Source organism: Streptomyces sp. JLYT201 (assembly GCF_059448825.1).
On record NZ_CM182551.1, the window covers coordinates 6409252 to 6436074 of the forward strand.

Consider the following 26823-nt stretch of genomic DNA (forward strand, 5'->3'; position numbering starts at 1 on the left):
GCGGTGCGGGTGCAGAGGGTTCATGGGGGCGACTCCGAAATGGTCCGGTCGCCGCATGCTAAGTCGCCCCATACCGGCGGGTACGTGGTTTGAGTTATTGCGTTGTTATCAAAGTGCGACTCGATCTTGGTGTTGCCCCGATAGTGGGCGGTACGCGGGGTAATCCTTGGCCAAGGGTGAGCCTCCGCTTTCCGTGCGGTACCGCGGTCCGGATCCGGCCGGAGCGGGACGAACTGCGTCGCCCGGGCTCGGGGCCCTGCGGTACTCTGACGCCATGCGTGCCGTACGCCTTCTGCTTAGCGGGCCGCGCTGATCAGTCCCGACCGCCCAGTGAGCGTGGTCGGAATCGGCGCGGCGTCCCCTCCTGTGCGAGGGGCATTTTTATTTGGCCGCACGGCCGTTTCCGCAGGCAGAGACGATCGATGGAGCTTTGAGGACCATGAGCGAGACGAATTCCTCCGCCACCGCCGAAGGCGCGGGGGGCGCCCCTTCGGCCGCCGAGGCGGCCGCGCCGCACCGCTACACGGCCGCCCTGGCGGCCGAGATCGAGGCGCGCTGGCAGGACGTCTGGGACGCCGACGGCACGTACGAAACACCCAACCCGAGCGGTGACCTGGCCGGCGACCCGGAGCTGGCGGCCCGCCCCAAGAAGTTCATCATGGACATGTTCCCGTACCCCTCGGGTGCGGGCCTGCACGTGGGTCACCCCCTGGGGTACATCGCCACGGACGTGTTCGCGCGCTTCCAGCGCATGACGGGCCACAACGTCCTGCACTCCCTGGGCTTCGACGCCTTCGGCCTGCCCGCCGAGCAGTACGCGGTGCAGACCGGCACGCACCCGCGCGTGTCCACCGAGGCCAACATCGCCAACATGAAGGCGCAGCTGCGCCGTCTGGGCCTGGGCCACGACAAGCGCCGCTCGTTCGCGACGATCGAGCCGGAGTACTACAAGTGGACCCAGTGGATCTTCCTTCAGATCTTCAACTCCTGGTACGACGACGAGCTGCGCAAGGCCCGTCCGATCGCCGACCTGGTCGCCCAGTTCGAGACCGGTGAGCGCGTCGTACCGGACTCCACGCGCGCGTGGAGCGAGCTGTCCGCCACGGAGCGCGCCGACGTCCTGAGCGGCTTCCGCCTGGCCTACGCCTCCGAGGCCCCCGTCAACTGGTGCCCGGGCCTGGGCACCGTCCTGGCGAACGAGGAGGTCACCGCCGACGGCCGCTCCGAGCGCGGCAACTTCCCGGTCTTCAAGTCCAAGCTGCGCCAGTGGAACATGCGCATCACGGCGTACGCCGACCGCCTGCTGGAGGACCTGGACGCGCTGGACTGGCCCGAGGCCATCAAGCTGCAGCAGCGCAACTGGATCGGCCGCTCCGAAGGCGCCCGCGTCGACTTCCCCGTCGGCTCCGGCGACGCGGCGATCACGGTCTTCACCACCCGCCAGGACACCCTGTTCGGCGCCACGTACATGGTCCTGGCGCCCGAGCACGAGCTGGTCGACTCGCTGGTCCCGGCCGCCTGGCCCGAGGGCACCCACGAGGTGTGGACCGGCGGCCACGCGACGCCCGCCGAGGCCGTCGCCAAGTACCGTGCCGTCGCCGCCGCCAAGTCCGACGTCGAGCGCCAGGCCGACGCCAAGGAGAAGACCGGCGTCTTCACCGGCGTGTACGCCACGAACCCGGTCAGCGGCGAGCGCGTCCCGGTCTTCATCGCCGACTACGTCCTGATGGGCTACGGCACCGGCGCGATCATGGCCGTCCCGGCGCACGACACCCGCGACTTCGCCTTCGCGCGCGCCTTCGAGCTGCCGATGCGCTGTGTGGTCGAGCCCTCCGACGACCGCGGTACGGACCCGTCGACGTGGGACGAGGCCTTCGCCTCGTACGAAGCGAAGATCGTCAACTCCTCCGGTGACAACGTCTCCCTGGACGGCCTGTCCGTCGTCGAGGCCAAGGCCCGCGTCACCGAGTGGCTGGAGCGCGAGGGCATTGGCCGCGGCACCGTCAACTTCCGGCTCCGCGACTGGCTGTTCAGCCGCCAGCGCTACTGGGGCGAGCCCTTCCCGATCGTCTACGACGAGGACGGCGTCGCCCACCCGCTGCCCGAGTCCATGCTGCCCCTGCCGCTGCCGGAGGTCGACGACTACTCGCCGCGCACCTTCGACCCGGACGACGCCGACACCCGGCCGGAGACCCCGCTGTCCCGCAACGAGGACTGGGTCAACGTCACGCTGGACCTGGGCGACGGCCCCAAGAAGTACCGCCGCGAGACCAACACCATGCCCAACTGGGCGGGCTCCTGCTGGTACGAGCTGCGCTACCTGGACCCGCACAACGACCAGCAGCTGGTCGCCCCCGACATCGAGCGCTACTGGATGGGCCCGCGCGCGGGCCAGCCCACCGGCGGCGCCGACCTGTACGTCGGCGGCGCCGAGCACGCCGTGCTGCACCTGCTGTACGCGCGCTTCTGGTCGAAGGTCCTGTTCGACCTGGGCCACATCTCGTCGGCCGAGCCGTTCCACAAGCTGTTCAACCAGGGCATGATCCAGGCGTACGTCTACCGCGACAGCCGTGGCTTCCCGGTCCCGGCCACCGAGGTCGAGGAGCGCGACGGGCAGTACTTCTTCGAGGGCGAGCCGGTCAAGCGCGAGCTGGGCAAGATGGGCAAGTCCCTGAAGAACGCGGTCACCCCGGACGAGATCTGCGAGGAGTACGGCGCGGACACCCTGCGCCTGTACGAGATGGCGATGGGCCCGCTGGACGTGTCCCGCCCGTGGGACACGCGCGCGGTCGTCGGCCAGTACCGGCTGCTGCAGCGCCTGTGGCGCCTGATCGTCGACGAGGCCACCGGTGAGGCGACCGTCGTGGACGCGGAGCCCGGCGAGGACGCGCTGCGCGCCCTGCACAAGGCGATCGACGGCGTCCGCCAGGACCTGGAGGGCATGCGGTTCAACACCGCCATCGCGAAGATCACCGAGCTGAACAACCACCTGACCAAGGCCGGCAGCGCGGTGCCGCGCTCCGTGGCCGAGCGTCTGGTGCTGCTGGTGGCGCCGCTGGCCCCGCACATCGCCGAGGAGCTGTGGCGCCGTCTGGGCCACACCGACTCGGTCGTCCACCAGGACTTCCCGGTCGCCGACCCCGCGTACGTCGTGGACGAGACCGTGACCTGCGTCGTGCAGATCAAGGGCAAGGTCAAGGCGCGCTTGGAGGTCTCCCCGGCCATCTCCGACGACGAGCTGGAGAAGGTCGCCCTGGCCGACGAGCGGGTCGTGGCCGCGCTGGGCGGCGCGGGCATCCGCAAGGTCATCGTGCGGGCGCCGAAGCTGGTGAACATCGTTCCCGCCTGACCCTTCCCAGGCGCCCGCCCGGACGCTCGCCGCGCTCCGGACGGTCGGTGAGGCGATGAGTGACCGGCCGGACCCCGCACGGGGTCCGGCCGGTCAACTGTTCGTCGGGCGGGGTACGTTGCCCCGAGCACGCCGCGGCGTCGGGCCGACGTCTCCGGGTAGTCCCCTACGGGCAGGTTCCGGGTTCCGCTGGAACCCTCGACCGGCCTGCTGCGTTTACCGTGGAGAGGCAGACGGGCCCGTCCGCCGACGACCTCACCGACCGCCCCGCCCGGCCGAAGGAGAAGCATCGTGGAAGCCGTGATCGCAGTGGTCGCGCTGCTCTTCGTGCTGTTCCTGGCAGTCGGGGCGTATGCGGTGGTCAAAGCCGTGGGCGCCGCCAAGCGCGGCGTGGACCGCACCCTCTCGCAGGCCCGCCGGACGGTCGAGGACACGACGCTGCGCGCGAAGACGTTCGCGCAGCCCGGCGCCGTCGGTGAGCTGGCCCAGCTCCGGCTCACCCTGCGCACATCGATGCGGGCCACCCAGGACGCGCTGCACGCGGGCGTCGCCGAGGACCCCTCGCTGCACGAGTCCCTCGCGCTCTTCGAGCGCCTGAGCGTCCACGGCCACGAGCTGGACGACGAGCTGAAGCGCCTGGAGAGCGAGCCGGACCGGATCACCCTGAGCCAGCGCCTGCCCTCCCTGAAGGAGCGCACACAGCAGATCACGAAGGCGGCGGACTCCCTGCGCTGGGCGGCCCGCGACCGCGCTCACAAGTTCGCGGACGACGATCTGGACCTGCTGCGCACCCAGATCGACATGGAGGCGGGCGCCCTGCGGCACTGGACGACGGAGCCGTCCGACCCCCAGCCCACCGCGTCCTCCGCGCCCTCGGCCTCGCCGTCCTCCACGTCGCCGTGGCCCGACCCGGCCCCGGCGGAGTCGTCGCCCCAGCCCGGCGCGACGGCCCCCACGGAGCGCTCCGACCGCACCGCCCAGGAGCCGACGAGACCCGCGATCACGCCGCCGAGCCCGCAGCCGACGTATCCCTGGGAGAAGCAGACCAAGCCGGAGAGCACCACCTGAGCCCGTGTGATCCGCTGTCGGCGCCGTCGCGAGGCATCGGTCCGCCCGGAGTCTGCCCGGCGCCGCCCGGCCCGTCATGGGGGCCGTCGCCCGGGTGACGGGGTCGGACTGCCGCGTCAGGGTTCCTGCGGGTAATCTCCAGCTCATGTCCCGCCATGTCGCGATCGTCACCGATTCAACGGCCTACCTGCCGCAGCGGACGATGGAGCGGCACGGCATCACCGCGGTGCCGCTGACCGTGGTACTCGGCAATCAGGCCCTCGAAGAGGGCACCGAGATCTCGGCCCGTTCCCTCGCGCTCGCCCTGCAGAAGCGTCGGCCCGTGACCACGTCCCGGCCGAGCCCCGAGGTCTTCGCCCGCACCTACCGCGAGGTCGCCGAGGCGGGCGCCACGGGCATCGTCTCGCTGCACCTGTCGGCGGAGTTCTCCGGGACGTACGACGCGGCCGTCCTCGCCGCGCGCGAGGCACCGGTGCCGGTGCGCGTCGTCGACACCGGCATGGTCGCGATGGCCCTCGGCTTCTGCGCCCTCGCGGCCGCCGAGGCCGCCGAGTCGGGCGGCTCCGTGGACGAGGCGGTGTCCGCCGCCGAGAAGCGCGCCGCGAGCACGTCCGCGTACTTCTACGTGGACACCCTCGACTACCTCCGCCGCGGCGGGCGGATCGGCGCGGCCCAGGCGCTCCTCGGCTCCGCGCTCGCCGTGAAGCCGCTGCTCGAACTGGACGGCGGGCGCATCGAGCTCCTGGAGAAGGTGCGCACCGCGTCGAAGGCGATCGCCCGGCTCGAGGAGATCGCGGTCGAGCGGGCCGGTGCGCACGAAGTCGACATCGCGGTCCATCACCTGGCGGCGCCCGAGCGCGCCGAAGCGCTCGCGGAGCGGCTCAGGGAGCGCGTGCCGTCACTGGCGGAGCTGCACGTCAGCGAGGTGGGCGCGGTGATCGGGGCGCACACCGGGCCGGGCCTGCTCGGAGCCGTCGTGTCGCCTCGATGAGGTGACGTGGATATCGGCCGGGCCTCGTATGGGTGACCGAGTTATCCACAACTCCCTGGTAGTCCCCGGGAATTGACCAAGATCAACGCGCTTTCCGCAGGCTGTCTAGCGTCGTTGGCATGGAACTTCGATCACCTTCACGGACAGCGGCAGGCGCGGCGAGCGGAGAGCCGAGCCCGGCCTCCCCCGTCCGGGAGACGCATCGCCACGCCCGACGGCGCGCCCGGCGCAGGCGGGCCGCGGCGGAGGCGATGCGGCTGCGGGCGGAGACGCTCTTCGCCGGGGCCGCCGGGGCCGGGCCCGGTCCTGTGGGGCTTCGCCGAGCGGGAGTTGGGGCGGCGGAGCGTGGTGCGCCCGCGCTGCCGCCGACCTCGGTCGAGCAGGAGCGCGCTGGGGCCGTTCCGGAGGCGGAGGACGCGTACGACGGGCCCTCGCGGGCGGCCCCCTCGTGGCGGGTGAGGGTCGGGCTCGCCGTGCGGGAGCGGCTTCCGGTCTGGGTGCAGCGCAGATGCGGCCTGGAGCGGCGGAGCGTGCTCGCGCTCGGGGTGGTCCTCGTCGTGGCGGCGGTGTTCGCGGCCCAGCATTTCTGGAGCGGCCGGGCGCAGCCGGTCCGGGCGCCGGACGTGGTGGGTGAGGCGGCGGCGCCCGGCCCTGAGGGAGGCCCCTCCCCGTCACCGGGAGCGCTGCCGGACGCGGGGCCGCCCTCGGGGGCTGAAGGGGCTGAGAGCGGCCAGGGGGCCGGTGCGGGACAGGACGGCGGCGCCGGGGCCACGGGCGTGGCCGGTGCGGCGAGCGGCGGGCTCGTCGTGGACGTCAGCGGCAAGGTCCGCAGCCCTGGTGTCCTCCGCCTGCCCGCCGGCTCCCGCGTCGCCGACGCGCTGCGGGCCGCGGGCGGGGTGCGCCCCGGCACGAAGACCGACGCCCTCAACCGCGCCCGACTGCTCGTGGACGGGGAGCAGCTGGTCGTGGGCGGGCCCGCGCCCCCGGCCCCCGGGGTGCCCGCAGGGGGAGCGGCGGTCGGACCGCCCGGTGCCCCCGGAGCGACCACGGGCCCCGTCGCGCTGAACACCGCCACGGCTGAGCAACTGGACACCCTGCCAGGCGTCGGCCCGGTCCTCGCGCAGCACATCATCGACTACCGCGCGGAGCACGGCGGCTTCCGCTCGGTGGACGAGCTCCGCGAGGTCAATGGCATCGGCGACCGACGCTTCGCCGACCTGCGGAATCTCGTGCGGCCATGAGGCGGCCGGGTGCGCGGCCAGGCGTGCGGCCGGTGGCCGAGGGGCAGGTGGGGGCGGGGCGCGCGGACGCCCGTGCCGCTGGGGCCCACCGCCTGGGCTCGGCCCACCCCCGCCAGGAAGGCCCGGCGGACCTGCGTCTCGTGCCGCCCGCCCTGGCGGCCTGGGCGGCCGCGGCCCTGGCGCTGGACGCCCCGCCCCGCCTGGTGGTGGGCGCGGTGGTGGTCTGTGTGGTGGTCGCCGGAGCCCTGCTGGTGACGTGGACGGCGTGCGGGCGCCCGTCGGCCGGGACGCGCGGCCGTCTGGGGCGGTGGCGGGGCGGAGCCTGGGGGCGGGTCAGTGTGGCGGCCGTCCTGTTGTGCGCCGGGGCGGCGGCGGCCTCGGCGGGGCTGCACGGGGCGGATCTGCACCGGGGCCCGGTCCCCGGGCTCACCCGGGAGTACGCCACGGTGACGGCGGAGCTGGAGGTGACGTCGGACCCGCGCCGCACCAGACCCCGGGTCACGGGCGACCGGCCGATGCCACCGGCCGTGATGCTGAACGCGGACGTCGTGCGGGTCACGGAGACGGACGGCACGACGACCGCGACGCGGACACCGGTGCTGGTCATCGTGCGACAGGAGGAGAAGGAGGCGGAAAGCGACACCGGCACCGGCACCAGCACCGGCACCGAAGGTCCGCAAGGAGCGTCGGAAGCGCGAGCGGAAGCACGCGGGACCGGGAAGCGGCGGGACTCTCCGTGGCTCGGGCTGCTGCCGTCCACGCGGCTGCGGGTGCGGGCGGACCTCGTGCCACCGCTGCCGGACAGCGGAGGCATCGCGGCAGTGCTGCGCGTGCCGGGGGACCGGGGGCCACAGGTGATCGGGGAGCCCTCGCGGGCGCAGCGGTTCGCGGGAGGGCTGCGCGGAGGGCTGCGGGAGGCGACGGACGGGCTGCCCGCCGACGCTCGGGCGCTGCTGCCGGGGCTGGTGATCGGGGACACCTCCCGGGTGCCCCCGGAGCTGGAGCAGGCGTTCCGGGCGACCGACCTGACGCACTTGTTGGCCGTGAGCGGTGACAACATCGGCCAGACAGATGGGTTACGGACAGAGATAAGTACTGCTGAATGCGTATCCAGGGTTACTGGTCCTCGGGCGGGCCGCCGTCCTGCGCGATCTCGTTGATGAGCGTGAGGGTGTCATCGAGGCGGTACCGGAGGCGCTCGACGAGCAGGATCAAGCCAGCCGCGCCCATGTCCGCAAGGTCTGCTGCCCGCGCCGTTTCCAGGTCTCGACGCGCGTAGTCCACGCGGGCCAGCTGAGCGTTCGTGAGGGGCCTGGCGGAGGGGGTGGGCTGCTCTGTCATGTCTCCTACCTGGTGGTTGGTGCCCGGCCGCCGGGCGGATGTGTGCGCTGTGCAGGCAATCGTTGACAGGGATTCGACGGCGAGGCAAGGGGGTGCCCGGTATGTCGCTCGAACGTGAGTCGCATTTCTTAGGTCTAGGCCAGTGGCCAGAACTATCCGGTCACGCATGATCACACAATGTAGGTTTCAACCTACAGACAATCCAGCATGATCAGCCGAGCGTTGACGGGTGCAGCCCGCCCGCCCATCCGACTCGGTGCTCGCCCGGCGCCGCGCCGTCGGCGAGCGCATCCGGGCAGCCCGACTGAACGCTGACCTGACTCAGGAACGCGTCGCCCTGGAGACCGGCCTCGACCGGCCCTCTGTCGTGCGCATCGAGCAGGGGCAGCAGACCCCCACGCTCGACACTCTCTTCCGGATCTCCGACGCCATCGGCGTCCCGCTCGCCGACCTCGTCCGCTGACTCAAGGCTGCGGACAGGTCCCGGTGTGCCGGTAGCTGAGCTCCGTCCCGCGCGGGCCCTGCCACAGGTGCGGCTGCCACAGCTCCTCGGGCCGCATGATGCTCAGGCACTCCATGCACCAGACCGCCGGCCGCCTGATGCGGCGCCGGGCTTCTATGTGCGCGGCCCGCAGGGTCCCCACGGTGGAGCACGGCGCGTGCTGGAGGCAGGCAGCACAGCCGAGCAGGTGGTCGTGCCAGTCGACGGCCGTTGCCACGGACCGGAGATGAGCCGCGTAGCAGGCCTTGCAGGCGTGCGGCCACCAGTCCCGCTCGGCGGTACGCCCGCCGCGGATGTCGACGCCGTCGCCAGGGCGCAGGACCGTCGGGCACCAGACGCAGACGGCGCCCTGCCGCTGCTGCACGGTGAGGGCGGGGCCGCGCTCGACGATGGCCAGCAGCAGGGTCTCGGCGACGCCGGGCGCGCTCACCGGGGCCCCGGCGGGCAGGTGTGGTCGACGGGCGGGTACACCGCCAGGGCCCGCAGTCTGCGGGCCAGCTCGGCGACGCGCAGCGCCGCGCCGGTCGGACCGTCGCCCGGGGTCGGCTCCTCGCCCTCCATCGCCAGGGCGTCGTGCGTCGCGTCGATCACACGCTGGTGCGTGTACCAGGCGTCGCTGCGCACGCGCTCGGCCGCCGCGGCCTGCTCCGCCTGCGGCAGGCGCAGGAGGATCTCCGCGACGATGCGCCGGTGCAGGGCGGCGGTTTCCTCGGGCGCGGGCGGGTCTCCGAGCGCACCGAAGCCCCGGGCCACCAGTTCCTCCAGCGACGACAGGTCGGCGGCCATCACCAGCCCACCACCTGCGGCATGTCGATCAGTGCGAGCCTGCCAGTGATCGGTCGCTTACTCGGCATTGCGATCGCGCTCCTCTCGTCAGCGGGTGTTCAGGCTGTGCTGCACAGCGCGTCGGAGCCGGTCTACGTTGGTGAGCAGCCGGGTGGCTGACGGCTCTACGGTCCAGTGCAAGGACGGCTCCGAGGCACCCAGCGGCGGCACGACGATGTACGTGGCGCGACCGCATGCCACGGTCTGAGGCAACCTCCAGCCCTCAGTCGCCCCTGGGGCCACGAGGAAGTAGTGGATCCTCGTCCACGGGTCGCAGATCACGGCTCCGCACCCGTCTCCCAGAGTGGCGATGATCCGCAGTCCCAGCGTTCGAGGGGTACGGACGGCGTCGAAGTCGACGCCTGCCTCGACGTGCCAGACCATGCCCGTTGGCGGGAGCCAGGGCAGTTGGGCTCTCACAGCGGCTCTCACGCGGCACCTCCCGCGAGGCACCAGCCGCACCGCACGATGGGCCATATCCGGCTGCGGAGCACGACGTGCCCGGCCGGTACAAGGAGCCTGCTGACGGTGCCGCAGTACCAGCACGCCCGGCCGTGCTGGCGAGCGATACTCACGCGCCCCTCGACGCGGATCGGCGCGGCGGCTGTAGCCCTGGCCATCCCTGCTCCCATCTGCCTGGACTTCGTGGACAGACAGATGATGGGCGTCTACAAGGGCCACAAGGACTACAAGGTGTATCCCCTCCAGTCCCCCGTCCGGAGCTCTACACGGCGCCGATCCACTCCGCGAAGGCCGTCAAGTCCTCGGCGTCCGCGCGACGGAGACGCCGCAGCGTGGCCGCGGTCTCGCGGGCCCACGGGTGCCCGCGGGTGTGCTGAGGGGCAACGAGGCGGGCGACCTGCAAGCTCTCCCACGCGTCATCGGTCAGTCCAGCCCACAGCTGCGCGCGCGAGAGCTCGATCCAGAAGCTGGACTGCCGCTCGGCCGGCAGGTCGTCGGGTGGGGTCCACTCGCTAGCCACGTCGAGGGCGCGGCCGACGTGGCCGCTGCCGAGGCTGACGGCCACGGAAACCTCGTGGATGCGTACCGAGTCGGGGCCGAACGCGGTTCCCTGGTACTCGTCTTCGGGCACGGCGTCGCCGAGTCGACGGGCCTCCGCGAGGTGGGTGTCGGCAGCATCAGCGTTGGCGGCGCGCCCGGCGATGACCGCGGCACGCATGTGCAGTGCACCCAGAACGGCCTGTTCCTCCGCGCTCGACGGTGATGGGCTGGCGTCGATGGCCTGCTCCAGGGCAAGCAGGCCCGGGCCATGGGCGCGAGCGGCGAAGAACGTCTCGGTGCGTACGTACGCGACCGCGCTGCCCAGGAGCGGGTCCTCGGAGTGGCCTGCTGCCCAGCGCATCAGCTCGATGAGGCGCGCAGAGAGGTCGTGGTGGCCGTACTTGTAGGCGACGGCGTCGGCGGCGCGGGCGATGCCGACGAGTAAGCGGGCGGCGTGCTGCTGGTCGGGGCCCGTCGTGTAGTGCAGCGAGCGGAGCGCGTCGTCGAGCAGCGTGGGGGCGTGCTTGGCGATGCGGGTGTACTGCGCGGCGAGGCGCCAGTTGACGGCCTCGTCGGCTGCGGCGTGCAGCTCGGCGAGCGTACGGCGGGGCGGGCCCAGGGGGATGTCGTATCCCGCGATGGATGCGGAGATAGCGGGGAGGGCAGTCCGAATGCGGCTGAGGGCGATCGTGTCGCCGGTGACGAGGCGGCCGGGATCCACGCCGAGCGCTGCCGCGATGGATTCGAGGGAGTCGTCGCTAGGGGCCCGGGCGCCCCGCTCAATGGCCTTGATCATGGCGAGCGAGAGGTACGCGGTGCGGGCGAGGTCTGTTTGGTTCATCCGGCGCGCGTGGCGGATGGCCGCGATACGGCGACCTACCTCGCGCTTGCTGTCGGCGGGCATACTGGCTCCAGTTCGGGGCGTCCACTCCGAACCGTACCCGCGCGACTACGTGCCGGATACGTGAACGGCCCCTCCTGTCTGGGCAGGTGGGGCCGTTTCAGTGGTGGTCAGTCGGCGATCATGGATGTCAGTTCGGTGAGGGTGCCGATGCTCCAGTCCGCGGCCGCCGCGACGTCCGGGTCGTCCGCCCACAGGTGGCCCCAGGGACCGCGACGGATGTGTGCGGCCCGCAGCCCAGCGCGCTTGGCCGGGTACAGGTCGTTGGCCGGGTGGTCGCCCACGTACACGGTCTCGTGAGGCACCGCTTGGGCGATCTCCAGCACCCGGGCGAAGAACTCCGGGTCCGGCTTGGCCACTCCCCAGTCGCCCGAGGTCACGATCACATCGGCGGGCAGGTCCAGGCCGCGCATGAGCTCCCCCATGCGGCCGGTCTGGTTCCCCGCGATGATGACGCGTACGCCGAGCTTGCGGAGCCCGGAGAGCGCTGGTCTGACGTCGTCGTAGAGATCGCTCTCGTCGAGGAACTCGCCATGCCCGGCAGCTTCGCGTGCCGCGTACTCGGCGGCGATGTCGATGCCGGGCCGGGCCAGACGCACAGCGTCCGCATTGTCGCGCCCCTGGGCGACGACGGCGCCGACGAGCGCGGACAGGGTATGGCGGGGGATGCCGAGCCAGTCCGCCCACGATCCCCAGTAGCGATCGTCTCGGGTGATGGTCTCGCCGACGTCGAAGACGATGGTCTCAATCACCTCTACGAGCCTAGGGCGTTGCGCCGCCACGAACTGACCGGTACTGCTCCTGTGCCGTGGCCGCTGTCGGCGCGACCGCCTACGCTGGCAGGCATGTCCCCCAACCCCAGCCCCCGGGCCGCCGCGCGCCCTGCTGCGGCCGTGAACGAGGACATCCGCGCCCTCTGGCGCGACCCCCGCGTCCGACTCACCGCCCCCCAACGGGCCCTGTACGAACGCCTGCTCGCCGAGTGGGCCGCCGCCATCCACGCAGACATCGTCACCGCAGCCTGACCCTCACCCGTACTGCCGACGCTGCGGATCCAACGCCGCAGCCTGCGGCCCGCGCTTCCGCTCCGGCTCCTCCGGCGGCGCACTGTCCCGGCGGCACACCAGCGCATCCGGATCATCCGGCGGCGGCTGAAGGGAGTACCCGTCCGGACACGTCTGCCCGTCCCGGCCGGGCTCACCGGGCTCTCCCGGCGGGCCCTGCTCGCCCCGCGCGCCCGCCGGCCCCGGCTCGCCCTGCGGCCCGGGCGGGCCCGCGGCCCCGTCCTTGCCGTTCGCGCCGTCGGCCCCGTCCGCTCCCGGCGCGCCCGCGGCGCCGCTCGGGCCCGGCGACCCAGCCGACCCGTCCGTGCCGTCCTTGCCCGCGGCGCCTGCCTTCCCGTCGTCCCCGTCCCGGCCCGGCCGCCCGGACGGCCCGGTGTCGCCGAGCTCGCCCGCCGGACCGCTCGGGCCCCGCGGCCCGGTCACGCTGCGCCCCGGCTCACCGCGGCTGCCGGGCGGGCCCGCGACGGGTTTCGCACCGAGGCCCTGCACCTGGCGCGCGAGCGCGTCTCTCGCCTTGTTGGCCGTGCGCAGGTCATCGCTCAAGGCCTGCACGCTGAGCACGATCCACGCGATCGCCACCCCGAGTACGACCGCCGCGAGTACCGCGAGGAGGTCGCCGCGGCGCCACCGCCGCTCCTCAGCCCGGATCTGCCCCCGCGTCATCAGCCCGCCCCTCGCGTCAGCAGGATGATCACCGGCAGGAGGATCCCGACCAGCGGCACGACCACCGCACCGATCAGCCATCTCCTGGTGGCGACGATCCGCTCCGCGTCCTTCTCCCTCAGCGTCTCCAACGTCGTGACCCGCGCGGCCAGTGCCTCGTGCCGCAGGTCGTACACCTCTTGGCTGACCTTGGTGTCGATGCGGCGGCCGAGCTGCTGGATGTCGTCGCGGACGTCGGCGAGGCGGTCCTCGAACCTGCGGACCACCTCGCCGAGAGTCGGCTCGTCAGCCACCGCTCACCCCGCGGTCAGACCGAGGTCGGCCTGCGCGGGCTGTCCGCCATGGCCACGGTCTCCGTCAGCCCGGGCCCGACCGGCCCGCCGCTGGTGACCATCCCGGTGAGCACCGCGGCGATCGCGGCCAGGCCGCCGACGCTGGCGGCCTGGCCCCAGTCGACGTCGAGGACGCCGAGGCCGTCGCCGGTGATCAGCGCGAGCACGGACTGTGCGAAGGTGCGGGCGGCGCGCTCGGCGGTCGCCCTCCAGAATGCGGTGGTTCCCATGGTCAGGTCCTTTCCAGCTTCGTGACTCGGGCTTCGAGGGCGGCCAGTCGCTCCTCGACGGTGCGCGGTTTCGGGGTGGGGGTGGTTGTGCCGGGCGACCACGAGGCCGGGTGGCGGAGCCGCTCGGCGACGCGGGCCCGGACGGCGGGCATGGTGATGCCGGGGCCGCGGGGGTCGGTCTTGCCGGGCTGCCAATCGGCGTGGCCGATCACGGAGGTGGCCCCGTCCTTGCCCCAGCCGTGCGCGCGGCAGATCGCGGCGGCCGCGCGCACGATCGCCTCCACCTGCACGCTCGGCCAGGGGTCGTCGCCGTCGCCGAGGTTCTCGCACTCGAAGCCGTAGAAGTGGCGGTTGCCGTCCGTGTTGGCCTCGTTGTCGGGAGGCAGGGCCTTCTCGGCGATGACGGCGCGCAGCACGTCGTCGTCGCCGAGGCCCGCGTGGTTGGCGCGGCCGTAGCCGACGAGGTGGACGCGGCCGTCCTTGGTGATGACGCCGTGGCACAGCGGGCCCGGCAGGCCCTCGTAGCCGTCGCGGCAGATGGCGACGGTGCGGGCCGAGCCGGACGTGACGGTGTGGTGGATCATCACGCCGTGCACCGGCCCCCAGGGGCCCTTGTGGTTGCGGTTGTGGTGCTCCCAGTCGCCGACCTCGACGACGGTCACGCCCTCGTCTCTGAGGACGTCGGCGAACTGGGCAGGGGTCATCGGTCGGGCCATGGTCCGGCCTCCTTGGTCGTGCTGATGGGGAAGAGCGGCCGGGTCATGGCGAGACCACCACCCAGCGCGCCGCGTACGCCGTGGCGCTCCCGTGCCAGATCAGCGAACGGTTCTCGTCACGCACGAGCCACCCGCCCACAGCGATCGTCTTGCGGGAGCCCTCGCCGTCCCGGAGGATCAGCGGCGCCCCGTCGGCGGAGAGCACGGTGTACGTGCCGTCGAGGAACTCCGAGGCGAGGACTGCGCCGTTGGAGCCGTCGTACTGCGCGCTCTCACGGCGCTCGGTCACGATGGGCATGAGAGCCTCACGCAATCCGCTGGTACGTCAACCAGCTGTCGGTGTAGAGGACGGTCGCGGTCGCGTTAGATGTGTTTTGTGCCCATTGCAGCGAAATGTTTCCGGCAGTCGAACTCATCCGGAACAAGCCGCTGACCGGGGTGAAGTGGATGCTGTCGCTGGTGCCGTAGCCCGTGCGGAACGACGCGACGTCGTTGGTCTCCGTGCGAATCGAGTAGCCAGCCGTTCCCGAGGCGCCGGTCCCCGAGCCGGGCATGAGCCACGCCCACTCGCCGAGGCAGCCGGACGGCACCGCGAACTGGAGTTTGATGTCCGGGGTGGGGTCCGTGAAGTACTTGATCCAACCGACCATGGTGTAGACCGCGTTGGCCTCGGCCGCGAAGACGAGGTGCGTATCGTCGGCGAAGGTCGTCGTCGCCGACCTGCTCTCGTCGGCCGTCTTCCTCAGCGTCTGCGGCTGCATCGCGCGCAGCAGCGAAGCCTGAACCCGCTGACCGGCAGCCAGTGGTGGATACGACTCAGGCACGGCGCAGCCTCCTTACAGGGCGAGGATCGTCGGGGTGGCCAGGCGCACATCCGCGCCCGCGGCATGAGACTTCGTGACCCCGTTGACCGCGCGGGTCACGGTGAACGTCTGCGGGTTCACGACCCGCAAGTTCTGGTAGCGGATCACCGGGTTCACGTTCGTGTTCGAGGACGACGAGATCGACCGGACCCCGACGTACGTAGTCGTCGTGATCGAACCGTCCGTCACGGAGACCTGCCAGTTCGGCATCTCCACCGGGTCCGACGCGAGCCACGCTTTCGCCTTCAACGCGGCGCCACGGACCTGGAAACGGATCCGGTAGTACGTGCCCGCGACGTACGTGTCCGGCAGGGTGTAGCTGCCGAGCGAGGTCTCCGTCGCGTTGACCCGCTTCCGGATCGTCAAGATCAGAGTGTTCGACGTGGTGAACTCGATGCGGGCCATGTACAAGTTGTCCGAGTCGAGGTAGCGGCCGGTCGGCCCGCCGGACAGGAAGCCGCCTGTCGCCAACGCGCTCGATGCGACGTCGACGTAGTAGTCGAAGTCCGTGAACACGACCTCCGTGAAGGTGCGACGCGAGGCGTTCACCGAGGCCAACGTGTGCGACCCCACATTGCTCCCGACCGCGTAGTCCGCTGCGGTCCCGCCGCCCGTTGACCACGCCTGCCCGGTGTCCGCGCTGCCCCAGCCGGAGGCGACGGTGCGGTTGAACGTGTCCGTCAGCCAGTTGCTCACCGCGGTCACCCGCATGACCTCGCCGCCCACACGGATATCCCACGGCGCCTCGGCCGCATCGGTCGTCCACAGCGTGTCCTCGCCCGCCGACGGCACCACCGTCAGCGACGTCGCCCCCGACGACACCGCACTGAGCAGCTCCGAGCCGTCGGTGTCGATGCGGGATGCGCTGCTGTCGAGGTAGCCCACGGTGTACGGGCTGGCCGGGGCGCAGGTGAGGGTCAGCTTGTGCTCGAAGTGGCTGATGGTCTCCTCGACGCCGAGGATGAGCTGGTCGATCGTGTCCGGCGGCAGCCAGCTCGGCGGGTTCTGGATCTGGACGCGGTCGCCCTGCCGCAGGCCGAGCACGGCCCGCTTCAGCGCGGGGTTCGCGACGAACGAGGGGTGCGCCAAGTGCACGGAGATCTGCGGGTGTCGGGCCTCGTCGACCGTGCCGAGGTGCACTCGCCACGCCGCCTGGTCCCGCAGTGTCGCCGTGTCCGTGCTGCTCAGGTTCAGCGTCACGTCCGTGCCGTACACGCCCACGCCCGCGGGCGGCAGCGCCGTCGACAGGGCTCCCTCGGTCTCCTCGTACGTGGCGCTCACGCCGTTGACGGTGACCGTGACCTTGTTCTGCGTTCGCTGGTCGTCCTCCACCGGCACCGGCACCTGCGCCAGGTGGTAGCTCGAGTAGTCGAGCGTGAGAGCCGGGTCCTGGTTGTACAGCGACGCCCGCGTCCGATACCCCAGCCCAAGCACGGCCTGGGACTCGTAGAGCATCCCGCCGTCCGCCTCGACGCACTCCCGCATCAACGACAGCGGGTTCGAGCGGCCCTGCGCGCCCATGTCCACCGTGTCGTCGAGATCACCGACCCAGTCGACCGGGATGCCCTCCTCGCCGCACAGCCGCTGGATCCGGCGCCCGGCCGCCTCACCGATCGGGTTGAGGCGCACGCCGAGCGCGGTCGCCGCGGTGATCGCGTTCTCCAGCGTCACGTGCCCGATCGCCACACCCGGCAGGGTCGCGGTCGCCGCGAGGTTCCACCGACTCGCCAGCCCGAAGCTGACCTTCGTCACCCGCGACACCTGCGTCGCGAACGCCGTATCCGTGACCGAGTACGTCACCGAGCTATTCACGTCCGTCAGCCGCAGCGCCCGCAGCACATCCGCACCCGACTCCGCCAGCTCGATCGACACGTACAGCTGCCGCCCCCGCACGTCGAGCGTGTGCGGCAGCGACACCCCGAGCACCAGACCGTCCGCGTCCAGCTGCGTCAGCTCTACGCTGCGCGTGCTCGCGATGTATGCCAGCTCCCACGCCTGCGCCGCCCCGGGGCTGTAGTTGAGCTGGTCGATGGTGCAGATGACCTTGCCGTCGGAGAGGCCACCCGCGGGGATGGCCACCAGGAAGCGCACCTGCGTGGCCGTCGGCTCGTCGTAGCGGGCCACGCCACCCGACACCGAGCCCGCGCTCAGGGACGGCAGCGGATCGCTGGCCTTGACACCGTCGTACGCTGCGGGCGCCGGCGTCCCTGTCCACCGCATCGGCGAACCCGAGACGAGCGCCGACGCGAGCTGCGTCGACTCCGCCGGGTCCTCGCACGGCCAGTACGCCACCACGCTGGAGCTCAGCGGGTCCGTGACCGCGGTGTAGATCACCGACCGCTCCGGCGCCGGACCCTGCGCCAGGCGCCGGATGATGCCGCTCACCTCGACGTCCGTCCACACGTCGTTGCCGGTCGTGTCCCAGCCCTGCGCCCAATTGGCGACCTCCCCCCAGAGCCGGTAGCTCTTACCGCCGAGCCCGTCCGGCACGCTGATCCGGATCGGCTGGTTGCGGCCGAGCAGCCCGTAGTACGGCCCGCTCGGGTTCCGAGGGCTGAACCGGCCGTCGGTGTTGCGCAGCTGCAACGCGGCGGTGCCGTGCTCGGTCTGCGAGCCCTCATCCCGGATCCCGCGCGTGATCCGGATGCCCCCGCTGTCGTCCCGGACCATCGTGTACGCGGTGATGTCGACCCACTCGCCGTCGATCCACACCTCGACCGTTACCGGTTCGCCGTTGGAGGCCTCCCCAGACGGACGCGAAGGACCAGGCAGGTTCGCCATACGGCGCTGCCAGCCCATCACCCGTGCTGCGACACCTCCCGGCACTGGTCAGCCCACCTCGGTGTAGACGACCCAGCAGCGCATATCCACCGCTGTCGTCGGGGTCGTCGCGCGCACGCGAAGGAACCTGCTGGCGGCCATGATCGGACGCTCGTCCGGCATCCACTGGTAGGCGTACGTGTACGGCGACTCCGAGGTCGTCGAACTCAGGGAGACCACGTCGAAGGTGCGGGACGCCGTCGTCGTGCCCTCGGCCGTCGCGGTGTACCCGGTGAGAGCCGTACCACCCACGCACAGCGACGCAGTGCCGTTCGGGTCCAGAGGCTGGATGCCCGAGGTGACATGGGCGGTGACGGTAGCGGCCACGTCTGTCTGGATGAGCTCGACCACGCCGTCCGCGCCGGAGGTGTCGTCGATACTGAAGCCCCAGCTGAGAAGCTGGATCTGCCTGGTGCTGGGTGTCGCCACCTGGAGCATCGTCTTGATCGCGGTGCCGGTGGTCACCTGCTGCTGGGCAGCTGTCGTCGGTGCTGGCCCGTTCCATACCTTGTACGGCAATTCGACTCCCTAGAACGTGGTTGCGAAGGCTGCCTTCAGGCCGCCGCGCGTACGTACCTCGCGGAGCCCGGTGTCGATCCACAACTGGCCGAAGTCCCGGCCAGCGATGCTGAGGTTGATCACGAGTGGCTGGCTGCTCAACGGGGCCGAGGAGGCAGCCATGCGACGGGAGTCCGGATTCGAGCGGACGTGGGACCCCACCGGCAGGTCGAGAAGCTCGGGCCCCTGCTCACCCACCCACGTCAGGCCGCCACGCACACCGCCCGACGCGGCCGCGCCGACGATCCCGCCGCTGGCTTTCCGGCCCCGCAGCCCGCGCGCGATGCTCTTCTCCAGGGCCTTCGCGAGACGGGCCATGGCCTTCTCCAGCTTGTCCTGCTGCTTCTGGAGGCCCTTGACCAGCCGTTCCTGAGCCTTGATCGCCGCGCCGTAGAACGCGCCCGCCGCGGTCTTCCCGGAGGCGAGCGCCGCCTTCGCGATCTGAGCTTGCAAGGCGTTCATGGACTTGATCTCCGAGGGCGACGCCCGCAGCAGCGCCCCGGCCGTGTCCAGGCCGCCGCCCTCGATCCCGGCCTCAGCGATCTGCCGCAACAGCCCCTTGTCCAGGCCGCGCTTCTTCAGGGCCGACAGGGCCCCGGCGAAGGCAGTCGCCTTGTCCCGCGACGCGACGAGCCCACCCATGATCGACGCCGTCGTGACCGGCGCGCCGTCCTGCCCACCACCGCGGACGATGCCCGCCGACGACAGCACCCCGGACCGCACCGACTCCCGCAGCTGCGAGGCACTGGACCGCAGGTCGCTGAGCTTGTCCTTCGCCTTGTCGAGCGCCCCGTTCACCTTGGCCAAGGCCTTCTCGTGTCGGATCAGCCCCTTAGCCGCCGAGTCCAGAGCCCGCAGCAGGCGCCGCTCCGTGCCCCCGGTCGTCGCCCTCTTGATGTTCCCGCGCGCGGCGTTCAGCGCCGAGACCAGCGACCCCAGGTCCGAGGGCGCGCCGAGGGCCTTCTCGAACGGGTCGCGCTGATACCCCGCGCGCCGCCCGAAGTGGCTGATGCCGAACTGATCCCAGAGCTGATTGCGGGCCTCGCGCTGCACCCGTGCCGCCTCGCGCGCCCGCTCGGCCCGCTGCGCTTTCGTCAGGCCGCCCCGCTTCAGACCCGCGATCTTCAACCGGCCTTCGTTCAAGGCCTCCATGAAGGGGATGCCGTACTTCTGCACTGCTTTGGACTGCATGACGAACTCGGTGGCAGACACCGCGGCGCTCGCACCTGATGCGAACGTGGCGAAGATCGAGTCCGAGGTTGGAGTGCCGGGCCCTCGCACCGGCCCTCCGTTCGGGAAGTGCTGCACATCTCCGCCCGCTGCGAGGCGACGCACGGGCCCGCCTTGGGCCCGGAAGGAGTCGGCCTGCCGCTTCACCGCGTCCGCCGTCGTACGGATCTCACGGCGCACGTGCTCGGAGATCGTCAGCCGCCGCGTCGTGATCGTGATCGACTTCGAGGACAACCTGTCCCTGGCACCCTGCACAGCTCGGATGTTGGCCAACGCCGAACCCGTACGCGCCGTCACAGACAAGCGCCCATCAGGCAGCCGCTTGACCTTGAACCCGACTGCCTCCAGAGCCTTGATCGCGGAGCCGGACAGGGCCTTGACCGTGACGGACTTCGAGCCCGGAGTCGACTTGATCTTGCGGATCACCGCGTTCAGACCCGCGATCGCGTCCTCGCGCTCCATCCGGATCTTCGTCTTCTTGGTGTTCGGGATCCGCATGATCTGACTCGCGAGCTGCTTCGCCTCCGACGCCGACAGCCCCATCGCCTGCGCGTGCCGGATGAACTCGCGCCGCCCGCGCGCGTAGATCCCGTTGACCTGCTCCCAACTGCTGCCCGACTCACGGGCACTGGCAGCGGCATCCTTGGTCTTCGTCGCCAGGTCGCTGAGCGCCGTCGCTGCTGCCTGAGCTTTCGGAGAGTTGACGTCCAACTGCCCGTTGACCATGCGCAGGCTGCCCGCGTTCTCCTGCGCTGCCTTCGCCGCCGCGTCGATGCTCGCCTCGAAACCGATCATCCCGCCGAGCGCCGCACGGTGAACGTCGTTGAGGGCCTCGATGCTCTGCCGCAGCCCATCAGCGCTCTGCTTCTGCGCGTTGAGCTTCTCCTGCACCGAGATCGCCTGCGCGCCGAACAGACCCATCGACTGAGCCGCCAGCTGCGCCTCGAACGCCTGATCTGCCAGCGCGCTCTTGTAGTCGTCCAGCTTCCCCTTCAGGTCGCCGACGTCACCGCCACCCTCGCGATACGCCCTCTTCAACGCCTCGAACGCCTGGGCCGCCTGCTCGGCCTTGCCGCCCTTCACCAAGTTCGCGAGCGCGTCGTCGATCGCGTTGAGGTTCTCCGTGGCCTCCTTCACCGGGGTGCTGTCAGAAGTCCCCAGAGAGAAGATCTTGACCAGCCCCTGCTGGACCTTGTCGACGGTCGACGGGTCAGACACCGACCGGATCTTGTCGTACAACCCGCCCAAGTCCTTGCCGAACAGCCGCGCGGCCTCGCCCCCGGCCTTCCCCGACGTGCTCAGCCTGCCCAGCGACGTCGTCAGCCGGTCGACATTCGGAGGCGCCTCCCTGCCCAGGGAGCCGAGCTTCGAGACCGCCACGACGAGCAACCCGATCCCGGCCGCGATCACGCTGGCCTTCGCCGCCCGCGACAGCGTCCCGAACGCCGCCGCCAGCCCGGCCAGGCCCCCGCCGGCGCCCGCCGCAGCAGCCCGCATCGCAGCCAGGGACCCGCCGAACGCCGCGATCCCGCCTGCCGCACCGCCCAGCCCCATGGCAGCGATTCGGACGGCCTTGAACACGACGACGAACTGGAGCAGCGTCGAGAGGACGTCGGTGGGGATCGCGTTGACGAGCTGCGCGAAGGCGTTGACGAAGCTCAGGATGCCGACGCCGACGTCCGATGCTGCCGCGACGACGTGCACGAGCGCGCGGCTGAGGTTGCCGAGGGTCTCGGCGACCTGCGGGCCGACCTCGCGGACGTACGACATGAACTCGCCGAGCTGCGAGCTGCCCGCGCCGCCGGACATCACCCGCATGAAGTGCACCAGGCCGTCCGTGGCCCGGGACAACACCCCGCCTGCGAACTGCGCGAACGTGTCCATCAGCCGGTCGAACCCGCTGGAGTTGACGCCGCCCGCGAGCACGGTCATCAGCCGGTCGAGCTCGCTGCTCGTCGACCGCACCAGCGGCGTCAACCGGGGCAGCAGCCCCCCGAACGTCGCGAAACCCTTCGTGACCACCGGCATGGAGTCCCCGGCCAGCGAGTTGGACCACGACTTGTACTGGTCCTTGAACACGCTCAGCGCGGCCGCCGCCCGCCGCGTCGCCGGATCCATGTCCTTCACCGACCGCAGGTACGCGGCCTCGGCCTTCGCTGCCTGCTCGGAGGCCTTCCCGTGCTCCGCGACGGCATCGCGGTACTTCTTCTCCGCCTCCCCTGCCTTCATCATCGCCATGACCTGGCCGCCGACCGCGAGCCCGAACGCCGCCACCGCCACGCCCGCGGCCGCCAAGTTCCCCGCGATGGGCGCCGCCGCAGCAGCGATCGGTATCAGCGCAGGAGACAGCAGCAGCGCGGCCTTCCGCAGCCCGTTCATGCCGCTGTCGGCGCCGCCGCTGGACGTGCGGATGGTGCCGAGGTTCCCCCGCAGTCCGCCGAGCGTGCCCGTCAGGCGCCGCATGCTCGCGTCGAGATCATCCGTATCGGACCGCAACGTGCGCGAGCGGTCGCCGAGGTCCCCGAGCCGCGTCGTGGCGGTCTGCGCACGGGTGTTGAACGTGCGCAGCGCGCCGCCAGCCGCTGCCGTGCGCCCGTGGAGGTCATCCATGGAGGCAGCCGCCGCTGCTGCCCGCCCTCGCAGCGTGCGCAGCGCGCGAGAGGCGTCTTGGGCCTCCTGCTGGAGGCGGTTCAGGGCGGTGGCCGCGGCGAGGCACCGGAGCGCCAACCGATCGATGGCCTGCCCGGTGTCCCGGGCGCCGGAGCGTAGGTCCCGCATGGCCTGGCCAGCGGCAGCGATCTGGCCGGTGTCACCCGTCGTGGTGATCGAAAGCCGTACAGGCGGCTCAGAGCGCAGCGCCCTGAGCGCTGCCCGTACGCGGGCGATGCCCACATCGGTTCGGTCATCGACCGTGACCGGGATGGAAGTGGCGGCGCCGCGCAGCCCGTTGACGATGGTCTGGCGGACGGCGGTGACACCGGACCGCGTCTGGTTGGCGACACGGACACGGATCTCGATGTCATTCCCCACCGCCAACCACCTCCTCCTGCGGGGTGCCGCGTCGTTCGATCTCTAGGAGCCGCAGGAGTTCGGGGTCCTCTGCGAGCAGGGTGGACAGGGTGTAGCCGGGGAAGCGTGCGAGGAGCCCGAGGATCAGGCGGGCACGGCGGTACTCTCCGGGGGCAGTGACAGGGTTTCCGTCGGAATCGAGACCACCAGGGATGGCTCGCCATCGGTCGAGGGCTTGTCCAAAGGGGCCGGGACCCCAGCGACGGCGTTCTGCCAGGCGTCGACGATCGCCAAGTTGAAGTCGAGGTCCAGGCCGCAGATCCCCTCGAACGTCGTCGCGACGGGCACGCCGGTCTCGGGGTCCTCGACGTTCCACTCCACGAGCCGGTCGGCCATCAGCTCAAGCATCGAGCGGATGGCCTCCTCGCTCCCATCGGCTCGCGCCGTGTCGAGGTCGATCATCTGGCCGGTGTTCAGACCGCGGATGCGGACCTCAAGGCCCGCGTACTCCTCGCCCTCGAACTCCAGGGTGTAGATCTTCTGCTTCGGGCGATATCCCATCGCGGTTGCCCCTTACGCCCAGGTCGGGACGGTGCCGTCGGCCAGGACGCCGGGCACCGCCCACGTCAGCTCGCCGGAGTCGGCCCTGGTCAGCGGGTAGTCGGTGTACAGCAGCTCGCCCGCCAGGGTCTGCCCGGACACGGTGAGCGTCGTCGTGCGAGCCACGGAGGTGCTGGTGACCGTCTTGAAGACGTCGTGGGACTGGTTCGCCGCGTCGTTGAAGACCCCGTTCAGCGTCACCGACATGTCCGCGAGCAGCAGCAGCCGCTCGTACGCCGAGCGGTCGATGCCGGTGATGTCCTGCACGCCGCGCGGGGTGGCGAGCTGGAGGTTGGTGATGTCGTTCTTGATCGCCCTCGCCGTGCCCGATGCATCGTCCACCGATGCCGTCGTCCAGCCGAGCCCGCTCTCCTTGGCCATGGTTCATCCCTTCCGGTGTGCGTCTGCGAGCCCCTGCTGGTGCTCCGCGAAGTTCTCCACCCAGTGCTCCGGGCGCGCGTGCTGCCGGGCCGGGGTGCCGCGGGGATTGCCCCGCCAGTCGCCGTCACGGACCACGTACAGCTCCGGCCGGTCCAGGCGCGTGCGGTGCTGCCCGGCGCGGAAGCAGGCCTGCCCGGCCTCGAACACGAGCCACGTCTCGCCCTCGGCGACACGCAGCTCGTGGTAGCGGCGGCCGGAGGTACGGGCGGCGTGGAGCAGCTGCTCGTCCAGGCCCTCGACGCGCACACGCCAGCCCAGGCGGTGATCGGCGCAGTCGACTTCCGCACACGTGGCCTTGCGCCAGTGCGAGGAGACGGGCGCGAGGATCGCGAACGTGCGGTAGGCCTCGGGCGGCATCTTCGGCTCGATACGGTTCACGACGTGCAGCATCAGAAGACCACCCCTGCGATCTCGTTCTTGACGACCACGACGGCGAAGGCCAGCGAGCTGAACCCTCCGGTCGTGACGGTGACCGCGCGCAGGTAGCGGCGGACCGTGGACACGTTCGAAATGGCGATGCGCTCGGCGGTGTGCCCGGCGGTGAGCTGGGTGAAAGACAGTCCGGCGACGTCGGCGAAGCTGACGTTGTCCGCCGAGTCCTGGATCTTCACGGTCACGTCGGTGCCCGTCATCGCCATCGCCTGGAGGTAGGCCTGCGCGCCGAAGGCGGCCGAGGCCCCGGTGTCGATGCTGCTGCCGTTCGTCGCGGCGGTGTCGGTGCGGACCCCCGCGGTCAGGGAGCGGCCCCACTCCACGCCGAACGCGTTGCACTGCGCCTCGACCTGGAAGGTGAACTCGCCGCTGTCGCCCCGGTTCCCGTCGTAGTTGATCTGCTTGGCGACCATCGCCGCGGCCGGATTGCCCAGCGTCGTGCCACGGAAGTACGTGGTGATCACGTCGGTGGTCGGCAGCGTGGACAGCCGATCGTGCGCGCGGTCCGTGCTCGGGTTGAAAAACGCCTGCCAGCCCATGGTTCCGGTGCGCAGGCCCCCGATCCGCTCGGGCGCGCTCTTGTCGATGCCCGTGACCTCGATCGGCGCGGGGCCACCGGAGACGGTGACGCTGCCGATGTCGCCGGAGACGTCGTAGCCGTGCACGTAGAAGTTGTCACCGAGTCCCGACTGCTTGGCCACCTATGCCACCTCTTCCCAAAGATCGTTGACCACGCAGGGCAGCCAGATGGTCATGACGCGGAACTGGACGCCGTCCTGGGCGAGGTAGCCAGCGCGGGCCCGCAGCGGCTGCCCGTGAACGCCGAGCAGGTCGACGTGCCGGAGCAGACCGCCGAGGGTGAAGTCCCCTGCGTAGGCGCGGCACAGGGCGTCGACGGCCGTGACGACGGCCGGGTCGATGGCGTCCGCTGGCTCCTGCTGCGCTGAGGTGTACACGCGCACGTTGAAGACGAGCAGCGTGGACACCGAGTCGAGACCGGAGCTGCGGATCGCCATCGTGTCGTCCACCCAGACAGCTGCGGCCAGACCGCCCGTCGCCGGAGCGCTCTTCGGCTCGTGCTGGTTGACCATCTCGAAGTGCCCCGAGGCCAGCGCGTGTGAGACGACCGCGTCGAGGAGACCGATGATGTCGAGGGCCACAGGTCAGCCCCCCATCTCAGGCAGGCGGCGCTGCACGGCACGCTCGGCGATCTGCGGGCCGCGCGCGGCCACAAGGCCCTTGGTGCGGCGCCAGTGCCTGTAGCCGGGGAAGCGCGTCACCGGCGAGTTGCGGCTCCCCACGCCCTCCAGCCACGGCCCGTACACCACGCCTTGGTCGTGCACCAGCGACGTGTCCGCCGTGACGCGCGTCGTGGTCACCCGGGACTCGTAGTAGCCCGTGGGGTGCCGGAATGCGCCGCCCATCAGCGTGAGCGCGTACGTCTCGGCGAACTCGGCGATGTCCTCGCGGGCGTCGTCGCAGGCGTCCTGTATGGCCCGCTCAGCCCGCCCGTCGAACAGCGGCCCCTCGAAGCTGATGCTCATACCGCTCTCACCCGGCCCTTCCGGCCGTGCGAGTCGTACACGCGCTGGCGCAGGCCCGAGAGCGCCGTGGCGTCCATCGAGCGCTCGCTGGTGCCGCCCTCGCCCGACTTCCGCGTCCGCGCGTACCCGGCCGACTCGTTGGTGACCTGCGTGACCGCCTCGGCGATCGTCAGGTCCCGGACCGGGCCCGGCGGATCCCACCGCTGCACGGCCGCGCTCAGGGAGTGCGTGGCCGCGGTCGTGCCGAGCGCGCCGCGCGTGACGGCCAGCGTCCGCGAGGCGTAGATGTCGACACCAGCAGCGTGCGCGGCCAGGACGCTACCGTCCCAGGCCCGGCGCACGGTCAGGGTGTTGCCCGCGATGTCGACGATGAGCATCCGCTCCGACTCGACGAGCAGCACCTCGTCGACGGCGTACGCCGTGCCGTCGCTGACAGCCAGCGTGACGCCGTTGGCCTGCGCCGTCAGGCCCGCCCCGCCGAGGTTCTGCCCGCTGTCGGCCATCGCCCGGCCGGTGACAAGCAGCCGCTCGGAGTCGATCCGCAGCACCGAGCCCACCCCGAGCCGGGCAGCCGCGGCCCCGTCCACGCTGATCGTGGTGGCGTTGGTCGACGAGACGGCGGCAGTGAGAGTGCCGGCCGCGGTCTCGTCGTCTCGGTACCCCCACAGGCCGCTGATGCTGATGTCGCGCTGGTGGGTGTTCCCGCCGCCGTAGGCAGCGTCGCTGTCGAGGTCGAGCTCCAGGCGGCCGTACGGCGGCCCCGTCCGGTTGGGCTCCAGGAAGTAGTCCGTGCCGGGGATGACCGTGCCGCCGGAGGAGAGGGCGATGACGGAGATGAGCTCGGAGTCGTCCAGCCACAGCCGCCACGGGCGCGCACCCTGGGCGTTCGGCCAGTCGAAGTACCGGGTGCCCAGCTCCGGGGCGAAGCGGCGGTGGCACAGCGCCTCGACGTCGCGCGATGCGGACTCCAGCGCCCGGTCGATCTGCGCGCTGTTCCTGGCGGTCAGCTTGGAGTCGAGGGCGCGCATCACGTCCTCACGCGTCGCGTACCAAACACCCATCTCTGTCACCTCCTCTCGTCGTGTCGTTGCTGGTCAGGGG

Annotated in this window: 27 protein-coding genes and 1 pseudogene; 7 read left to right on the forward strand and 21 right to left on the reverse strand. The window is 71.3% G+C overall.

Annotated features, from left to right (window positions below; translation table 11 throughout):
* Positions 1–439 precede the first annotated feature (439 nt).
* The 5 genes from leuS (at position 440) to AC5WAM_RS26920 (ending at position 7809) form a co-directional block, all read left to right on the forward strand.
* The gene (leuS, locus tag AC5WAM_RS26900) at positions 440–3349 is read left to right on the forward strand and encodes a leucine--tRNA ligase (protein WP_495519044.1); all 2910 of its coding nucleotides are present in this window, start codon (positions 440–442) and stop codon (positions 3347–3349) included.
* A 291-nt stretch (positions 3350–3640) separates the two neighbouring features.
* Entirely contained in the window at positions 3641–4417 is a 777-nt protein-coding gene (locus AC5WAM_RS26905; RefSeq protein WP_495519045.1) for a hypothetical protein, read from the forward strand.
* A gap of 145 nt (positions 4418–4562) precedes the next feature.
* Complete coding sequence (locus AC5WAM_RS26910) at positions 4563–5408, forward strand: DegV family protein (protein WP_138959686.1); 846 nt, start codon at positions 4563–4565, stop codon at positions 5406–5408.
* Between the two features lie 119 nt (positions 5409–5527).
* Positions 5528–6649 carry a ComEA family DNA-binding protein gene (locus AC5WAM_RS26915; protein WP_495519046.1) on the forward strand — a complete coding sequence of 374 codons (1122 nt, stop codon included), beginning with the start codon at positions 5528–5530 and terminating at the stop codon, positions 6647–6649.
* 32 nt (positions 6650–6681) lie between these two features.
* The gene (locus AC5WAM_RS26920) at positions 6682–7809 is read left to right on the forward strand and encodes a ComEC/Rec2 family competence protein (protein WP_495519047.1); all 1128 of its coding nucleotides are present in this window, start codon (positions 6682–6684) and stop codon (positions 7807–7809) included.
* Here the strand turns inward: AC5WAM_RS26920 and AC5WAM_RS26925 are convergent.
* Positions 7766–7990, reverse strand: coding sequence for a hypothetical protein (locus tag AC5WAM_RS26925; RefSeq protein ID WP_495519048.1), 225 nt, complete (start codon positions 7988–7990; stop codon positions 7766–7768). The genes AC5WAM_RS26920 and AC5WAM_RS26925 overlap by 44 nt on opposite strands.
* Positions 7991–8219: 229 nt before the next feature.
* Here AC5WAM_RS26925 and AC5WAM_RS26930 point away from each other — a divergent pair, with 229 nt between their 5' ends.
* Complete coding sequence (locus AC5WAM_RS26930; protein ID WP_495519049.1) at positions 8220–8453, forward strand: helix-turn-helix domain-containing protein; 234 nt, start codon at positions 8220–8222, stop codon at positions 8451–8453.
* A 1-nt stretch (position 8454) separates the two neighbouring features.
* Here AC5WAM_RS26930 and AC5WAM_RS26935 read toward each other — a convergent pair whose 3' ends face one another.
* The 4 genes from AC5WAM_RS26935 to AC5WAM_RS26950 form a co-directional block, all read right to left on the reverse strand.
* Positions 8455–8922 carry a hypothetical protein gene (locus AC5WAM_RS26935; protein WP_495519050.1) on the reverse strand — a complete coding sequence of 156 codons (468 nt, stop codon included), beginning with the start codon at positions 8920–8922 and terminating at the stop codon, positions 8455–8457.
* Positions 8919–9278, reverse strand: a complete 360-nt coding sequence (locus AC5WAM_RS26940) for a DUF6415 family natural product biosynthesis protein (protein WP_495519051.1) — start codon at positions 9276–9278, stop codon at positions 8919–8921. Before AC5WAM_RS26940 ends, AC5WAM_RS26935 begins: the two co-directional genes overlap by 4 nt.
* A 763-nt stretch (positions 9279–10041) precedes the next feature.
* The gene (locus tag AC5WAM_RS26945) at positions 10042–11223 is read right to left on the reverse strand and encodes a helix-turn-helix domain-containing protein (RefSeq protein WP_495519052.1); all 1182 of its coding nucleotides are present in this window, start codon (positions 11221–11223) and stop codon (positions 10042–10044) included.
* A 107-nt stretch (positions 11224–11330) separates the two neighbouring features.
* Positions 11331–11972 carry an HAD family hydrolase gene (locus tag AC5WAM_RS26950; protein ID WP_495519053.1) on the reverse strand — a complete coding sequence of 214 codons (642 nt, stop codon included), beginning with the start codon at positions 11970–11972 and terminating at the stop codon, positions 11331–11333.
* 93 nt (positions 11973–12065) lie between these two features.
* Here AC5WAM_RS26950 and AC5WAM_RS26955 point away from each other — a divergent pair, with 93 nt between their 5' ends.
* Positions 12066–12245: a hypothetical protein gene (locus AC5WAM_RS26955; protein WP_495519054.1), complete on the forward strand. Its 180-nt coding sequence runs from the start codon at positions 12066–12068 to the stop codon at positions 12243–12245.
* Positions 12246–12248: 3 nt separating this feature from the next.
* Here AC5WAM_RS26955 and AC5WAM_RS26960 read toward each other — a convergent pair whose 3' ends face one another.
* The 16 genes and pseudogenes from AC5WAM_RS26960 to AC5WAM_RS27035 all read right to left on the reverse strand — a co-directional run bounded on the left by AC5WAM_RS26960 (position 12249) and on the right by AC5WAM_RS27035 (position 26783).
* The gene (locus AC5WAM_RS26960; protein ID WP_495519055.1) at positions 12249–12947 is read right to left on the reverse strand and encodes a collagen-like protein; all 699 of its coding nucleotides are present in this window, start codon (positions 12945–12947) and stop codon (positions 12249–12251) included.
* Positions 12947–13240: a hypothetical protein gene (locus AC5WAM_RS26965; protein WP_495519056.1), complete on the reverse strand. Its 294-nt coding sequence runs from the start codon at positions 13238–13240 to the stop codon at positions 12947–12949. Before AC5WAM_RS26965 ends, AC5WAM_RS26960 begins: the two co-directional genes overlap by 1 nt.
* A 14-nt stretch (positions 13241–13254) precedes the next feature.
* Positions 13255–13509, reverse strand: a complete 255-nt coding sequence (locus tag AC5WAM_RS26970; RefSeq protein ID WP_495519057.1) for a holin — start codon at positions 13507–13509, stop codon at positions 13255–13257.
* Between the two features lie 113 nt (positions 13510–13622).
* Positions 13623–14225 (reverse strand): annotated as a pseudogene (locus AC5WAM_RS26975) (N-acetylmuramoyl-L-alanine amidase); the annotation flags it as partial.
* 43 nt (positions 14226–14268) lie between these two features.
* The gene (locus AC5WAM_RS26980; RefSeq protein WP_495519058.1) at positions 14269–14514 is read right to left on the reverse strand and encodes a hypothetical protein; all 246 of its coding nucleotides are present in this window, start codon (positions 14512–14514) and stop codon (positions 14269–14271) included.
* A gap of 16 nt (positions 14515–14530) precedes the next feature.
* On the reverse strand, positions 14531–15049 hold the full coding sequence (locus AC5WAM_RS26985; RefSeq protein ID WP_495519059.1) for a hypothetical protein: 519 nt from the start codon (positions 15047–15049) through the stop codon (positions 14531–14533).
* Between the two features lie 12 nt (positions 15050–15061).
* Complete coding sequence (locus AC5WAM_RS26990; RefSeq protein WP_495519060.1) at positions 15062–17800, reverse strand: hypothetical protein; 2739 nt, start codon at positions 17798–17800, stop codon at positions 15062–15064.
* 117 nt (positions 17801–17917) lie between these two features.
* Entirely contained in the window at positions 17918–18427 is a 510-nt protein-coding gene (locus tag AC5WAM_RS26995) for a hypothetical protein (RefSeq protein WP_495519061.1), read from the reverse strand.
* A 9-nt stretch (positions 18428–18436) separates the two neighbouring features.
* On the reverse strand, positions 18437–22726 hold the full coding sequence (locus AC5WAM_RS27000; protein WP_495519062.1) for a phage tail protein: 4290 nt from the start codon (positions 22724–22726) through the stop codon (positions 18437–18439).
* A gap of 123 nt (positions 22727–22849) precedes the next feature.
* On the reverse strand, positions 22850–23266 hold the full coding sequence (locus AC5WAM_RS27005) for a hypothetical protein (protein ID WP_495519063.1): 417 nt from the start codon (positions 23264–23266) through the stop codon (positions 22850–22852).
* Between the two features lie 12 nt (positions 23267–23278).
* Complete coding sequence (locus tag AC5WAM_RS27010; RefSeq protein WP_495519064.1) at positions 23279–23686, reverse strand: hypothetical protein; 408 nt, start codon at positions 23684–23686, stop codon at positions 23279–23281.
* 3 nt (positions 23687–23689) lie between these two features.
* Positions 23690–24124 carry a hypothetical protein gene (locus AC5WAM_RS27015; protein WP_495519065.1) on the reverse strand — a complete coding sequence of 145 codons (435 nt, stop codon included), beginning with the start codon at positions 24122–24124 and terminating at the stop codon, positions 23690–23692.
* 11 nt (positions 24125–24135) lie between these two features.
* Positions 24136–24879, reverse strand: coding sequence for a hypothetical protein (locus tag AC5WAM_RS27020; protein ID WP_495519066.1), 744 nt, complete (start codon positions 24877–24879; stop codon positions 24136–24138).
* Positions 24880–25338 (reverse strand): hypothetical protein, encoded by a 459-nt coding sequence (locus AC5WAM_RS27025; protein WP_495519067.1) that lies wholly within the window; start codon positions 25336–25338, stop codon positions 24880–24882.
* Between the two features lie 3 nt (positions 25339–25341).
* Positions 25342–25722, reverse strand: coding sequence for a hypothetical protein (locus tag AC5WAM_RS27030; protein WP_495519068.1), 381 nt, complete (start codon positions 25720–25722; stop codon positions 25342–25344).
* On the reverse strand, positions 25719–26783 hold the full coding sequence (locus AC5WAM_RS27035; protein WP_495519069.1) for a hypothetical protein: 1065 nt from the start codon (positions 26781–26783) through the stop codon (positions 25719–25721). Before AC5WAM_RS27035 ends, AC5WAM_RS27030 begins: the two co-directional genes overlap by 4 nt.
* Positions 26784–26823: the final 40 nt, after the last annotated feature.